A 13,485-nucleotide genomic window follows, 5' to 3' on the forward strand; every position below is an offset into this window, starting at 1 on the left:
CTGTCATCCGTGCTTAACAGCGTGAGAGCGGAAATGGCGGTATGATCGATGCGTATCTTGCTCACGGGATCGTCCGGTTGGTTGGGAAGCGCACTGGCGCCGAGGCTGAAGTCACTCGGCCATGAAGTGACCGGCCTCGACCCGGTTCCGTCGACGCAGACTGAGGTGGTCGGTTCGGTTGCCGATCGCGAGCTTGTCCTGCGGACGGTCAGCGAAAACGGCATCGAGGCCATCGTCCACAGCGGCGCGCTGCACAAGCCGAATATCGAGTGCTATGAGAATGCTGACTTCGTCGCGACGAACGTGCAAGGGACGCTCAACCTGCTCGACGCGGCGTTGGCGACGGGCGTACAGCGCTTCGTCTTCACCTCGACGACGTCGCTGATGATCTCACAAGCGATCCGCGCCGGCTTTCAGGGCGGCGCGCGCAAGGCGGCCTGGCTGACGGAAGAGATGTCGCCGGAGCCGCGCAACATCTACGGCGTGACGAAACTTTCCGCCGAGCATCTCTGCCGCCTCTATCATATCGAGCACGGGCGCCGGTAGTCGTGTTGCGCACGGCCCGCTTCTTTCCCGAGTCCGACGACATGGCGCATGCGATCGAGCAGTCGGACGCCTATACGAAGGCGAACGAATTGCTGTTCCGGCGGCTGACGGTGGAGGACGCGGCAGAAGCCCATGTCGCGGCGCTGGAGAAGGCGCCGAGCCTCGGCTTCGACATCTTCATCGTCTCCGCGCCGACGCCGTTCCGACCCGAAGACTGCGCCGAGCTGATCGCCGATGCGCCGGTCGCCGTCGCGCGCTATTTCCCGGACTATCCCAGGCTTTATGCGAGGAAGGGCTGGACGATGTTCTCCTCGATCGACCGCGTCTACGATCCGTCGCGGGCGAGGGAAAAGCTCGGGTTCGTCTGCAAGACGAGTTTTGCCGATGTGCTTGCGGCGCTTGCGGCAGAGGCCTGAGAACCGTCAAGCGCCGGCTGCCGCGTGCGCCAGTTCGCCGGTCAGATCGCCATAGCCAGTCGAGCGGCGCTCATAGGCGAGGCCGAGCAGGGCGGCGGCTTTCTCGGCAACCTTGTCGAGCTCGGGATCGTCAGTTTGCGCCAGGTAGATCAGCTTCTCGTAATTGCCGAAATAGTCCTTGATCAGTTCGGGGTGCCGGTCGAGGCCGAGCGGCTTGATGAAGAAGGCCTCGAACTGGCGGCAGAGGAAGTCGGTCATGTAGAACGACATCATGTCGTCGTCGGCGACCTTCGCATAGGCGTCCATGCCCTGGTAGAAGGCAAAGCAGTGCGGGCCGGCCATGCGCTCGACGCCGTGCTTCTCGATGACGCGGTCGAGCAAGCCGCCGGTGCCGCAATCGGCATAGCCGACGAAAATGTGCTTGTAGCCTTCCGCCTTGGCCTTTTCGATCGCCTTGTCCATCGCCGGCGCGATTCGGTCCGGATAGAAATGGAACTCGGCCGGCAGGCAGGTCAGCTCGAGATGGTCGAGCTTTAGCTGTTGCTTGACGGCCAAAACTTCGCGCGCAATCATCCCGCAGGCGATGACGAGCAGCCTGTCTATTTGATTCGGTTTCTTTTTTTGCGTTTTGACCAAGTCGGGCCGGCTTTCGCTGCGGGGCTTAATATCTGTCGAGGGAGACACCGTCTATGAAACTGCTACGCATCGCGCCGATGGCGATCCTGGCCTGCGCGCTTGCACTCACCGCCTGCGCCAACACAATCCGGGGCGTCGGCAAGGACGTCAAATCGACGGCAAGGGCGGTCAAAGACACTGTCAACTGATCGGCAGCCTCGTCCATCATCTGGGAACAAAAAAGCCGCGCTGCAAGGCGCGGCTTTTCTTGTTGGTCCATCCTGATGCCCTGGGTCAGGCGGAAGCGCGAACGTTGTGCTTGCGCTTCATGTAGTCCTTGGCGGTCTCGACCGCCACCGCCGCGTCGCGGCAATAGGCGTCGGCGCCGACGGCCTTGCCGAATTCCTCGTTGAGCGGCGCGCCGCCGACCAGCACGACATAGTCGTCGCGGATGCCCTTTTCCTTCATCGTGTCGATGACGACCTTCATGTAGGGCATGGTAGTGGTGAGCAGGGCCGACATGCCGATGATGTCGGGCTGATGCTGCTCGATCGCATCCAGATACTTCTCGACCGCATTGTTGATGCCGAGGTCGATGACGTCGAAGCCGGCGCCTTCCATCATCATGCCGACGAGGTTCTTGCCGATGTCGTGGATGTCGCCCTTGACCGTGCCGATCACCATCTTGCCCTGCTTGGGCGCGCCGGTGGCGGCGAGCAGCGGACGCAGGATCGCCATGCCGGCCTTCATGGCGTTGGCCGAGAGCAGCACTTCCGGCACGAACAGGATGCCGTCGCGAAAATCCTCGCCGACGATGCGCATTCCTTCGACCAGCGCCTCGGTCAGCACCTTGTACGGCGCCCAGTTGCGCTCGAGCAGGATATGAGTGCCTTCCTCGATCTCTTCCTTCAGTCCGTCATAAAGGTCGTCGTGCATCTGCTGCACGAGTTCCTCGTCGGAAAGCTCGGAAAGGATGATCTCGTCGTCGGACATTTTTTCTCGGGCTCCTTGCTGCTCGGAATGCTTGCGGCAGCTTAAAAATCGATGCGCCAATACCTAACCCGCGAGGGCAAGGTAGCCATAGCTGATTTGCGACTTCCCACAAAAGGAAAGCGACTGAAAAGTTGGCGCTTTTCTTGTCGATTTTGCGACAGGCGTTGGCGCTGGCGGGCCGTTTCCAATAGGGTGCATGGCTACGATCCGGCAAGAAGCGGCGCCAAAGCGGCCGCGAGCCGATTCAGGCCAATCTATAGGAAGAACGATCATGAGCGATAACGCGGCAGTCGAGCAGGAAGCGTCGGGCGGACGACGCGGACGCGGCGCCAGCGGCGGCGCGGCGGCCAGACGCGCGGCCCGTTCAGGCGGCGGTCCGGGCACCCAGCTCACCTATATCAAGCGCAAGATCAACGTCTATGAGGTCCTCAATGAGGAAGGTCTGGCGCTGATCGAGAAGAACACCGATACGGTGCTGGAAGAGATCGGCATCATCTTCCGCGACGATGCCGAGGCGCTCGCGCTGTGGAAGGAGGCCGGCGCCGATGTCAAAGGCGAGCGCGTGCATTTCCCGAAAGGGCTCTGCCGCTCGCTGCTCAAGACCGCGCCCTCGATCTATACCCAGCATGCGCGCAACCCCGAGCGCTCGGTGCAGATCGGCGGCAACGCGACGGTGTTCGCGCCGGTCTACGGCCCGCCCTTCGTGCGCGACCTCGACGGCAACCGCCGCTATGCGACGATCGAGGATTTCCAGAACTTCGTGAAGCTCGCCTATATGGCCCCGTCGATTCATCACTCGGGCGGCACGGTGTGCGAGCCTGTCGACGTGCCGGTCAACAAGCGGCACCTCGATATGATCTACAGCCACATCCGCTATTCGGATAAGCCGTTCATGGGCTCGGTGACGGCGCCGGAACGCGCCGAGGACACGATAGCTATGGCCAAGATCGTGTTCGGCGACGACTTCGTCGAGAACAACACGGTGCTGACCAGCCTGATCAACGCCAACTCGCCGATGGTGTTCGACGAGACCATGCTCGGTGCGCTGAAGGTCTATTCGCGCCACAACCAGGCCTGCATCGTCACCCCCTTCATCCTGGCCGGCGCGATGAGCCCGGTAACCGTCGCCGGCACGCTGACGCAGGTCTTGGCCGAAGTGCTCGCCGGCGCCTCGTTCACCCAGCTGATCCGGCCGGGCGCGCCGGTGCTGTTCGGCACCTTCGCCTCGTCGATTTCGATGCAGTCCGGCGCGCCGACCTTCGGCACGCCGGAGCCGTCGCTGGTGTCTTATGGCGCCGCACAGCTCGCGCGCCGGCTCGGCCTGCCGTTCCGCACCGGCGGCTCGCTCTGCGCGTCGAAGATACCGGATGCGCAGGCCGCCTATGAAAGCGCCAACACGCTGAACTCGACGATCCTTGCCGGCACCAACTTCGTGCTGCATTCGGCCGGCTGGCTCGAGGGCGGCCTCGCGTCCTGCTACGAAAAATTCATGATGGATATCGACCAGCTCGGCATGACGCAGAAGTTTTCCGAGGGCGTCGATCTGTCGGAAAACGGGCAGGCGATGGATGCCATCCGCCAGGTCGGGCCGGGCAGCCATTATCTCGGCTGCGACCACACGCAGGCGAATTTCCAGACCGCCTTCTACCGCTCCAACATCGCCGACAACAATTCCTACGAGCAGTGGCTGGCTGAAGGCGAGAAGACGGCGCCGCAGCGTGCCAATGAGCTCGCCCGCCGCTGGCTGGAAAGCTACGAGGCGCCGCATCTCGATCCGGCGATCGACGAGGCGCTGAAGGACTTCATCGCCAACAAGAAAGCCTCGATGCCCGACGCTTTCACGTGAAAGGAGCCCGAGTCAGGCCGGGCTAAAGTCGCCAACATCATCCATAAGGAAGTCTGGCGGAGCGCGTTCTCCGACCCGGACCGGAAGGGATGATTTTTCTGCGCGGCACGTTTGATGGAATCGCGGCCGCGCTGGCAACGCACGGTCTGATTTTGCGCGGCGGCTTCAGTTTTGCCAGCGATGAAGCCGCGCCTGCCAGTCTTTCAGGTGCGCCGGCGAAGTCCGTTCTGCTGGTTGGGCAGGCGGGCGCGGTGCCCTGGTCGCATTTCCGGCGCTGGCTAGAGCGGCAGTCGAGGGGCATTGCCAACCCGCTCGACACTTGGTCGCGCGCAGTGATCGGCGCGGTCGCGCAAGAATTCGGCGCCCGCATGGTGTCGCCTTCCGACAGGCCCTATCTGCCGTTCCAGCAATGGGCGATGCGGGCGGAGGGGCTGAAGCCGTCGCCGCTCGGAATCCTCATGCATCCGCAGTATGGGCTCTGGCACGCCTATCGCGGTGCGCTGCTGTTCGAGGAGGAGATCTTCCTCCCCGAACCTCACCAAACGATTCATCTTTGCGACACATGCGCCGACAAACCCTGCCTAAAATCCTGTCCGGTCGATGCCTATTCCGAGCAGGGTTTTGGCCATCAAGCCTGCCTCGGCCATGTGCGCGGACCTCGCGGTGAGCCTTGCCGGACCGGCGGATGCCTCGACCGCAATGCATGTCCGTATGGCACGGACTATCGCTATGCGCCGGAGGTGCAGGCCTTTCACATGGCAAGCTTCATGCGCTAGCCGTTTTTCTATGCCGGCGACGCTTAGGATTTCTGGCCGAAGGCCAGTCCCGCCGCGTGAAAGAGACCCATCAGCAACACCCCGACGGCACCCGAAACCAGGGATGCCAGGGGATACTGCTCGATGTTGGTCCCATAAGCGAACAGGATTGCCACCGCGAAGCTCAGCCATCCGGCTACCAAGTTGGGAACGGAGGAATTGCCGAAAAGGCAAGGATAGGAGTCCTTCGTTATCCCTTTGACGAAGTGCGGAATGCCATTGGTGGCAAAGATGCCGGCCAAAAATGCGAAGAGAACCGCTTGCCACATGTGACCTCCGTTGGACGGGTTTGACTGCGGCATCGTCCTGTCGGTCGATACGCTTTTGTGAACGGCGTGCCCGATAGCGTCGCCTTGCCCTTCCTGCAGGCACCGATATGTATGTGCCACGATCAGTGGGGAGCCGCCATGGCGAAACGCAGTATCGAGATCAAGACCAATGACGGTGTGGCGAAGGCGGGCTTGTTCCGCTCGGCCAAGGCTTCCCCGGCCAAGGCAGGTGTCATCCTCTATATGGATGCTTTCGGACCGCGCCCGGTGCTCGATGAGATGGCGGAGAGGCTGGCCGGCAACGGCTATGCCGTCCTGGTTCCCGATCTCTTTTATCGCAACGCGCCCTATGGTCCGTTCGATGCCAAGACCGCCTTCACGGTGGAGGAAACCAAGACCAAGTTGATGGCGCTGGTCACCGGCACGACGCAGGAGATGACCATCCGCGATAGCGGAGCCTTCCTCAACGCGCTCACTGCCGCGGACATCAGCGGGCCAATCGGCGTCGTCGGCTACTGCATGGGCGGCGCGCGGGCGCTCAACGCAGCAGCAACCCATCCCGACCGCATCGTGGCGGCGGCGAGCTTCCACGGCGGCAATCTGGCGAGCGATGCGCCCGACAGCCCGCACCGCAAGGCGGCGTCGATCAAGGCGCGCGTCTATATCGGCACCGCGGGTGTCGATCGCAGCTTTCCGCCGGAGCAATCGGCGCGGCTGGCCGAAGCGCTCAGGGTCGCCGAGGTCGACCACACGATCGAGAATTATGTCGGCGTCGGCCATGGCTGGTGCGTCAAGGACCATAGCGTCTACAACGAAGCCGCCGCCGAGCGTCACTGGAAGCGGCTGACGACGTTCTTCAGCGAAACTCTCCGATAAGTCTCCACAAAAAATCCTTCCATAGCCCCAAGGAATCGCCATTAGCCTTCGTCCAACGGACAAATGACGGCGATGATGCTGGACGACAGCGAAGCCTCCGATGCCGAATTGATCGGGCGGGCGAGGGGCGGAGACAGGAGGGCTTTCGGCAAACTGCTCGAAAGGCACTATGGCTTCGTCTATCGCGCCGCCTATCGCTGGTGCGGCAGGAAAGCGGACGCCGAGGACATCGCCCAGGATGTCTGCGTGCGGCTCGGCCGGGCGATCCGCGACTATCAGGGCAACGGCGCCTTCACGACCTGGCTCTACGCCATGACGCTGAACGCGGCGCGCGACATGATGCGCAAGCGCGCACGCGATACCGCCAAGACCGAAGCCTTTGGCACCTATGCGCTGATTGCGGGAGAGGGTTCGGCGGAAAGCCAGGACCCGACCGAGGCGCTGTGGGCGGCGGTGCGCATGCTGCCGGACAAGCAGCGCGACGCGGTGCTGCTCGTCTATGGCGAGGGCCTCGGCCACGCCGCGGCCGCCGAGGTGATGGCGATCTCGGAAACGACGGTTTCCTGGCACATCCATGAAGCGAAGAAACGGCTGAAGGTGCTCATGCGTTCAGCCGGGGAAGTGTGACCATGGTCGACGACAACGAACTCGAAAGGCTGCGCGATCTCGCGGTGCCGGCGCCCGACGGCGAGGCGAAAGCCCGCGCTTTCGCCGCCGCGATGCGTGCCTTCGACATGGACGAAAATAATTCGACTGCCACCCAAGGAACGGCAGCAGGTCTTCGTCTCACGGAGCGAGCACAAAAGCTCTGGAGAGAGATCATGCAACGGAAACTCATTGCCACGCCGGCCATCACCGCGCTGGTCGCGCTGCCTATTGCCGGATATGCCGCTTTTGAGATGTTGAAGGAACAGCCGCCCGTCATCGGCGGCAACGGGAAGATCACCGAAACGGTGGCCGACAAGCCGGTGGCGCAGAAGCCAGCGGTCGAGCAGCCGGCGATCAACGAGCCGCTGGCCGCGGCGCCCGCCAAGGAGAAGAAGACCGACGCCGACAGCGAAAGGCGCGTCGAAGACGAGGCGCAGGTTGCGCCCGCATCGCCGCCGAAGCCGGCGACCGAGGTCGATAGCCTGGCCAAGCAGGAGATGGCGCCCGAGGCGATGCCGGCGCCACCGGCTGCGCCGGCGGAGAGCGGTCAACTCGCGTCCGGCGGACGCGCGAATACTCAAGCGCCCTTAGCGGCGATGCAGTCTGCCCAGGCGCCAGCCGGCGCCGTCGCCGATTCCAGGCTGATGGCGCAGCCCGCGCCGATGCCGGCCGAACAGTTGCAGCCGCAGGAGGAAAACCGCGACCGTATCGAGACCTTCAAGACCAATCCGGTGCACGAGACCACCCAGGATCCGGTCTCGACCTTCTCGATCGATGTCGATACCGCCTCCTATTCCTTCGTGCGGCGTTCGCTGAAAGAGGGCACTCTGCCTGACCCCGATACGGTTCGGGTCGAGGAGATGATCAACTACTTCCCTTACGACTGGAAGGGTCCGGACTCGGCCGCAACCCCGTTCAATTCGACCGTCACCGTCATGCCGACGCCGTGGAACGAGCGTACCAAGCTGATGCATGTCGCCATCAAGGGCTTTGACGTGAAGCCGGCCGAGCAGCCCAAGGCCAACCTGGTGTTCCTGATCGACGTGTCGGGCTCGATGGACGAGCCGGACAAGCTGCCGCTCTTGAAGTCCGCCTTCCGGCTGTTGGTCAGCAAGCTCAAAGCGGACGACACCGTCTCCATCGTCACCTATGCCGGCAATGCCGGCACGGTGCTGATGCCGACCAAGGCGGCCGAGAGGGAAAAAATCCTTTCGGCCATCGACAATCTGGCGCCCGGCGGATCGACGGCCGGCGAGGCCGGCATCAAGGAAGCCTACAAGCTTGCCCAGCAGTCCTTCATCAAGGACGGCATCAACCGGGTGATGCTTGCCACCGACGGCGATTTCAATGTCGGTCAGACCGATGACGACGATCTCAAGCAACTGATCGAGAGGGAGCGCAAGACAGGCGTGTTTCTCTCGGTGTTCGGCTTCGGCCGCGGCAATCTGAACGACCAGATGATGCAGACCATCGCGCAAAACGGCAACGGGACGGCGGCCTATATCGATACGCTGGCCGAGGCCGAGAAGGTGCTGGTCGAGGATGCGTCCTCGACGCTGTTCACCATCGCCAAGGACGTCAAGATCCAGGTCGAATTCAACCCGGCCACGGTCTCGGAGTACCGACTTGTCGGCTATGAGACCCGTGCTTTAAAGCGCGAGGATTTCAACAACGACCGCGTCGATGCCGGCGATATCGGCTCCGGCCATTCGGTGACGGCGGTCTATGAGATCACGCCGAAGGGCAGCGGCGCCGAACAAGTCGATCCGCTGCGCTACGGCCAGGCGAAGGTCGACAATGGAGGCGTTGCCAACGCGGACGAATATGCCTTCGTCAAGATCCGCTACAAGCTGCCGAACGAGACTATTTCGAAGCTGATCACCACGCCGGTGACCGCGGCCAACGAGGTGTCGTCCTTCGACGAGGCAGGAAGCGACCAGCGCTTCTCGGTTGCGGTCGCCGCCTTCGGGCAGAAGCTGCGCGACGAGGATCAGACGGCGAATTTCGGCTACGACCGGATCCTGGAGATCGCCAACGCCGCCCGCGGCGCCGATCCGTTCGGCTACAGAGCCGAATTCCTGTCGCTGGTGCGCCTGGCGTCGTCGCTGGGACCTAACAAGTAGCCCCGCCTATTGAACAAAGGGCCGGCGAGAAATCCGCTGGCCTTTTGCCAATCGTTAAATTGCACGGCTTTTCCGGAACCTCATCGCAATGCCCTCCTGTTAGTCAAAACCGATAGAGGACTTTGAGGGGCTGGAATTGCATATCACTGGGAACGCGACACCGACGGCGGGCAACCTCCCGGCGCGAGCAGCATCCGCGCCATCCGCCGACTCCACGCGCATCAAAAGTGATGTCGACGCGGCCCGCAACACGGCGCTTTCCGCGCTCAACAACGATCGCTTCCGCGTGATGCTGGAGCAGATCATCGATCCGCGCGCGTCCGGCGCGTTGATGACGATGGGCGCCGACAGCAACGACAGCGCCGCTACAGACCTCAATACCGCGCTGTCGCGCTACGCTGAAAACAGCGAATAAAGCAGGACCATTTTCAGGCGCGGCTGCGCCGGCGCTCGCGGCGGCCTTCGCCTGCGTCGCCTGAGCTCGCCGTCTTGTTGCGCATCGGGCCGATGCGCTCGACGATCGTCTCGACGGTCGGGCGCGCCGACTTTTCATGCGCGTCGAGCGCCTTGCGCATGGCGGCGAGGTGGGCGAACGAGGTGCCGCAGCAACCGCCGACGATCTTTGCGCCGGCATCGACCGCCAGCCGGACATAGTCGGCCATCAGCTCGGGCGTGCCGGAATAATGGATCTCGCTGCCACGGAATTCCGGGATGCCGCAATTGCCTTTGACGATCACGGTGGCTTCCGGCTTCGCGTCGGTCATGTCGAGCAGCGACGAAAGGATATCGGACGCGCCGACACCGCAATTGGCGCCGACGCCGAGCGGCGCCTGCGACAGCCCGTCGGCGACACCGTGGATGTCCTTCGGCAACAGTCCCATCATGGTGCGGCCGGCGGTGTCGAAGGAGCCGGTATAGGTATAGGGCAGGCCGACGCGGATTGCCGCCTCCGCCGCGGCGCGGATCTCGTCGGGCGCCGACATGGTCTCGATCCAGGCGACTTCGGCGCCGCCGGCCTTGAGCCCTTCGATCTGCTCGGCAAAGGCATCGACCGCATCCTCGTAGGTCATGGCGCCAAGCGGCACCAGCAACTCGCCGGTCGGGCCAACGGAGCCGGCGACGATCACCTTGCGGCCAGCCTTGTCGGCGACAGACCGAGCAATCTCGGCGGCGCGCTTGTTCAGCTCGCGCACCCGGTCCTGGGCGTGATGCAGCTTCAGCCGGTGGCGGGTGCCGCCGAAGGAGTTGGTCAGGATGATGTCGGCGCCGGCATCGACGAAATTCTGGTGCAGGCTGACGATGGTTTCGGGCGACGTCTCGTTGAGCAGCTCGGGCGCTTCGCCGGCCTCGAGGCCCATCGCGAACAGATTGGTGCCGGTGGCGCCGTCGGCCAGCAGCACGCCCTTTTCAGCAATCAGCGCGTCGATCGGATTGGTCGCGGTCATGGCTTTGGCTTTCGTATCCTGAATTCGGATAACGATATAAAGAAGTCTTTATATCCAGTCAACGAAATTGCGGCCGCCGAGGCATGCTGGACGGCTGTCTTTTATGGTCCTGGAACGATCTCGACCTCGATCTCGGTGCAGACGCCGCCATTGGTCGGATGATGGTCGACAGAGCAAGCGGTGACGACGAGCAGCAGATCCTGTTCCGCGCGCAACGTCACATAGCCACCGGGTGGGTTGATCGAGGCCTCGACGACGAGGGTGCCGTCCGGCTGAGGCATCGAGTTCTGGAAGAGATCGACCGGGTCGGGCGCGAAGGGCAGGTCGATGCCTTCTGCGCTGAGCGCCCTCATCAGATTGTCGCGGCAGTTCGGATGATTCGGCAATCCGGCGCGTTCATAGAGCGCGGCGTCACAGGCCGGGTAAAGCATGTCGTGCGGGCCGGGAGAGGCGTCCTCGACCAGGGTCAGCATTGGCTTGCCAGCAGCGCTGTAGAAATGGTCGCCGGGTTTCGGAAACAGCCGTTCGGTGATGTCGCGGGTCTGGGAGGTGCTCAGCCAGTCGAGTCTGCCTTCGGTCGAGAAGGCCCAGAGATCTGAGACCTGCTGGCCCTTGGGGTCGATGACGCGGATGACGTCGCCGGCCTTTACGCGAAAGGAGCGGCCGGATTGCGGAGGAACGACAACACGATCTGGTTCTTGCATGGATTTCCCTGAAACGATGACGCCGGCCAGGGTGGTGGCCGCATGCCAACATGACGACGATGGCAGCGCTCAGACAGAGCCTGAGGGGAAGGATATACCGGCCAGCTTCTGCGTGAAGCTCGCCGCCTCATGCGCGTTGACGTCGGCGGCGCGGATCAGATTGTCGAAATGGCTGGTCAGGGTGCGGATCGGCTGGGTGGCGCTCAGCACCAGATACATGTCGCCGACATAGATTGCTGCGCGGTAGGGCCCGAAGATCGTGTAGGGGATCGAATAGCGCATGCGGCCGTCATAGAGGAACAGGCGGAAGGTCGGGTAAAGGTCGTCGAGCAGGGTCGCCATGTGCAGCAATTGCTTGCGGCGCTCGTCCTCGGGAAAGCGGTCCCAGACGCCGAGTCCGCGCGCGAAGATCTCCAGCGTATGGCGCGGCATGCAGACTTCCATGTCGGTCTCGGGCCGCCTGTTGTAGTCGATGCGGTATTGCGTTTCGCCGGCCTGTGCCTCGCGGCTCTTGTTGGCGATGCCGGCCTCGTAGTCGACCAGCGCCTCGGTGCGCAAAAGGTCCGGAATGCCGGCGGGAACGTAGCGGATTTTCGTGCCGGCCGCCTCGGCATGCCATTTGGCGAGCAGGGTGCGGTCGAAGCCGTCGGGCGCTTCCTCGATCTCCAGGCTCTCGCGGATCTCGCCGGTGACGCCTTCGTCATGGCTCAAGCCCAGCAGCCAGTCGAGCGACACCTTGAACTCGGCGGCGATGTTGAGAAGCGTCTCGGCGCGGGGCAGGCGGGTTGAGGCGCCCGAAAGCAGCTGCGAGAGCGCCGAACGGTCGATGCCGACGGCGGTCGCGAAGGCCGACTGGTTCAAGTCGGAGCGTGTCAAGAGCAATTTCAGACGCTCCCGGAAGATCGTCGACAGATCACGCTTGTCCATCACTCTGCCCCTGGTCAAGAGAGGAAAAATTTGCGCCGGCTGGCATCACAGTCGCGGCGCCAGCGGAAATGAATCCCCAAGTTTGTTTACAATACATAACATGTGCCGTCAAAAATGCGCATTCGCAACAGTTTGTGCGCTTTGTCGCGTTGCGGCAACGACAGGCTCCTGACACAATGTTGTCAGGAATCAAACTGGTTCCGGCGACTGGAAGGCAGTGGTCGATAGCATGACGAGCATTAAGACGAGCATTAATAAGAGACGCAGCAGCACACCGGCCGTGGAATGGCCGACGGTATTCCTCGCACTTTTCTGCTACGGCACATGGCTCGCCACCGGCTTGCTGCTCTGGCCCTCCCATCCGCTGCTGGCGCTCGCAGCCCTCGCCTTGATACTGGCGCTGCAATCCTCGCTGATGCACGAAGTGCTGCACGGGCACCCGACGCGCAACGCCAGGATCAATGAAGCCTTCGTCTTCCTGCCGATCGGCATGGTCTGGCCGTTCCGCCGCTTCAAGACGATCCATCTTCGCCATCATGCCGACGAGCGGCTGACCGATCCGCTCGACGACCCGGAAAGCTATTATCAGGCGCTCTGGATGCATGAGGAAATGCCGCCGGCGATGAAATTCCTGCTCAAGATCAACAACACCATGGTCGGCCGCCTTATTCTCGGACCATGGCTGTCGTCGATCGGCTTCTTCATCGACGACGCCAGGCAGATCGCTGCCGGCGACAAGGCGATCCGCAAGGCCTGGCTGCTGCACGCCATCGGCCTCGCGGTTGTGGTGCCGATCGTGACGTTCGGCTTCGGCATCCCGCTTTGGCTCTACATTCTGGTGCCGGTGTGGATCGGCCAGTCGCTGATCTCGGTGCGCACCTATGCCGAGCATCAGTGGTCGGAACATCCGGAGGGCCGCACGATCATCGTCGAGCGGTCGCCGCTCTCGTTCCTGTTCCTCAACAACAACCTGCATTTCGTGCACCACAAGAGCCCGACGGTCGCCTGGTACCGACTGCCGAAGATGTTTCGCGATCGCCGCGAAGAATGGCTGCGGATGAACAACGGCTATGTCTATCCGAATTACTTCGCGCTGATCAAATCCTTTGCCTTCAAGGCCAAGGAGCCGGTGGTGCATCCGGCGCTGCGCCGTGCGCCGGAACCCGGCCGCGCCTTCAAGCCGCGCGTCAGGGCGCGTAATGTGAATGGACTTGGGACGGCTCCAGTGCCGGCTGAACCGCCCAAGGAATAATTTCGACTTT

At 62.8% G+C, this 13,485-nt stretch carries 16 protein-coding genes; 10 read left to right on the plus strand and 6 right to left on the minus strand.

Translation table 11 applies throughout. From position 1 onward, the window contains the following. Nucleotides 1–48 precede the first annotated feature (48 nt). Together RFM40_RS18675 and RFM40_RS18680 are read left to right on the plus strand one after the other, a co-directional pair. Complete coding sequence (locus RFM40_RS18675) at nt 49–546, plus strand: NAD-dependent epimerase/dehydratase family protein (protein WP_320277986.1); 498 nt, start codon at nt 49–51, stop codon at nt 544–546. A gap of 2 nt (nt 547–548) precedes the next feature. Next, a complete protein-coding gene (locus RFM40_RS18680) occupies nt 549–962 on the plus strand; it encodes an NAD-dependent epimerase/dehydratase family protein (RefSeq protein WP_320277987.1) in 414 nt (137 codons plus the stop codon). A 6-nt stretch (nt 963–968) separates the two neighbouring features. Here the strand turns inward: RFM40_RS18680 and RFM40_RS18685 are convergent, their stop codons facing one another. Further along, nucleotides 969–1,598, minus strand: coding sequence for a DUF1638 domain-containing protein (locus tag RFM40_RS18685; RefSeq protein WP_320226860.1), 630 nt, complete (start codon nt 1,596–1,598; stop codon nt 969–971). Nucleotides 1,599–1,651: 53 nt separating this feature from the next. On the opposite strand from RFM40_RS18685, the gene RFM40_RS18690 reads away from it, so the two are divergent. Next, nucleotides 1,652–1,786, plus strand: coding sequence for an entericidin A/B family lipoprotein (locus RFM40_RS18690; protein WP_036258641.1), 135 nt, complete (start codon nt 1,652–1,654; stop codon nt 1,784–1,786). Between the two features lie 85 nt (nt 1,787–1,871). Here RFM40_RS18690 and RFM40_RS18695 read toward each other — a convergent pair whose 3' ends face one another. Continuing rightward, entirely contained in the window at nt 1,872–2,570 is a 699-nt protein-coding gene (locus RFM40_RS18695) for a corrinoid protein (protein ID WP_224581288.1), read from the minus strand. 271 nt (nt 2,571–2,841) lie between these two features. Between RFM40_RS18695 and RFM40_RS18700 the strand changes: the two genes are divergently transcribed. Both RFM40_RS18700 and RFM40_RS18705 read left to right on the plus strand, forming a co-directional pair. Further along, nucleotides 2,842–4,416 (plus strand): trimethylamine methyltransferase family protein, encoded by a 1,575-nt coding sequence (locus RFM40_RS18700; protein WP_320226861.1) that lies wholly within the window; start codon nt 2,842–2,844, stop codon nt 4,414–4,416. A gap of 89 nt (nt 4,417–4,505) precedes the next feature. Then, entirely contained in the window at nt 4,506–5,192 is a 687-nt protein-coding gene (locus tag RFM40_RS18705) for a hypothetical protein (RefSeq protein ID WP_430691703.1), read from the plus strand. Between the two features lie 23 nt (nt 5,193–5,215). Here the strand turns inward: RFM40_RS18705 and RFM40_RS18710 are convergent, their stop codons facing one another. Further along, nucleotides 5,216–5,500, minus strand: a complete 285-nt coding sequence (locus tag RFM40_RS18710) for a hypothetical protein (protein WP_320277988.1) — start codon at nt 5,498–5,500, stop codon at nt 5,216–5,218. Between the two features lie 138 nt (nt 5,501–5,638). On the opposite strand from RFM40_RS18710, the gene RFM40_RS18715 reads away from it, so the two are divergent. From RFM40_RS18715 to RFM40_RS18730, 4 genes are all read left to right on the plus strand, one after another. After that, nucleotides 5,639–6,376, plus strand: coding sequence for a dienelactone hydrolase family protein (locus tag RFM40_RS18715; protein ID WP_320277989.1), 738 nt, complete (start codon nt 5,639–5,641; stop codon nt 6,374–6,376). A gap of 63 nt (nt 6,377–6,439) precedes the next feature. Continuing rightward, nucleotides 6,440–7,003 (plus strand): RNA polymerase sigma factor, encoded by a 564-nt coding sequence (locus tag RFM40_RS18720; protein ID WP_320277990.1) that lies wholly within the window; start codon nt 6,440–6,442, stop codon nt 7,001–7,003. Nucleotides 7,004–7,005: 2 nt separating this feature from the next. Beyond that, on the plus strand, nt 7,006–9,147 hold the full coding sequence (locus RFM40_RS18725; protein ID WP_320277991.1) for a vWA domain-containing protein: 2,142 nt from the start codon (nt 7,006–7,008) through the stop codon (nt 9,145–9,147). Between the two features lie 136 nt (nt 9,148–9,283). Then, a complete protein-coding gene (locus RFM40_RS18730) occupies nt 9,284–9,562 on the plus strand; it encodes a hypothetical protein (protein WP_320277992.1) in 279 nt (92 codons plus the stop codon). A gap of 13 nt (nt 9,563–9,575) precedes the next feature. Here RFM40_RS18730 and bmt read toward each other — a convergent pair whose 3' ends face one another. The 3 genes from bmt to RFM40_RS18745 all read right to left on the minus strand — a co-directional run bounded on the left by bmt (nt 9,576) and on the right by RFM40_RS18745 (nt 12,223). Further along, entirely contained in the window at nt 9,576–10,592 is a 1,017-nt protein-coding gene (gene bmt / locus RFM40_RS18735) for a betaine--homocysteine S-methyltransferase (protein ID WP_320277993.1), read from the minus strand. Nucleotides 10,593–10,693: 101 nt separating this feature from the next. Further along, complete coding sequence (locus RFM40_RS18740; RefSeq protein WP_320277994.1) at nt 10,694–11,296, minus strand: urea carboxylase-associated family protein; 603 nt, start codon at nt 11,294–11,296, stop codon at nt 10,694–10,696. Between the two features lie 69 nt (nt 11,297–11,365). Further along, nucleotides 11,366–12,223, minus strand: a complete 858-nt coding sequence (locus RFM40_RS18745; protein WP_320277995.1) for a helix-turn-helix domain-containing protein — start codon at nt 12,221–12,223, stop codon at nt 11,366–11,368. A gap of 229 nt (nt 12,224–12,452) precedes the next feature. On the opposite strand from RFM40_RS18745, the gene RFM40_RS18750 reads away from it, so the two are divergent. Next, entirely contained in the window at nt 12,453–13,475 is a 1,023-nt protein-coding gene (locus RFM40_RS18750) for a fatty acid desaturase (RefSeq protein WP_320277996.1), read from the plus strand. Nucleotides 13,476–13,485: the final 10 nt, after the last annotated feature.

Source organism: Mesorhizobium captivum, assembly GCF_033977165.1.
GTDB lineage: Bacteria > Pseudomonadota > Alphaproteobacteria > Rhizobiales > Rhizobiaceae > Mesorhizobium > Mesorhizobium captivum.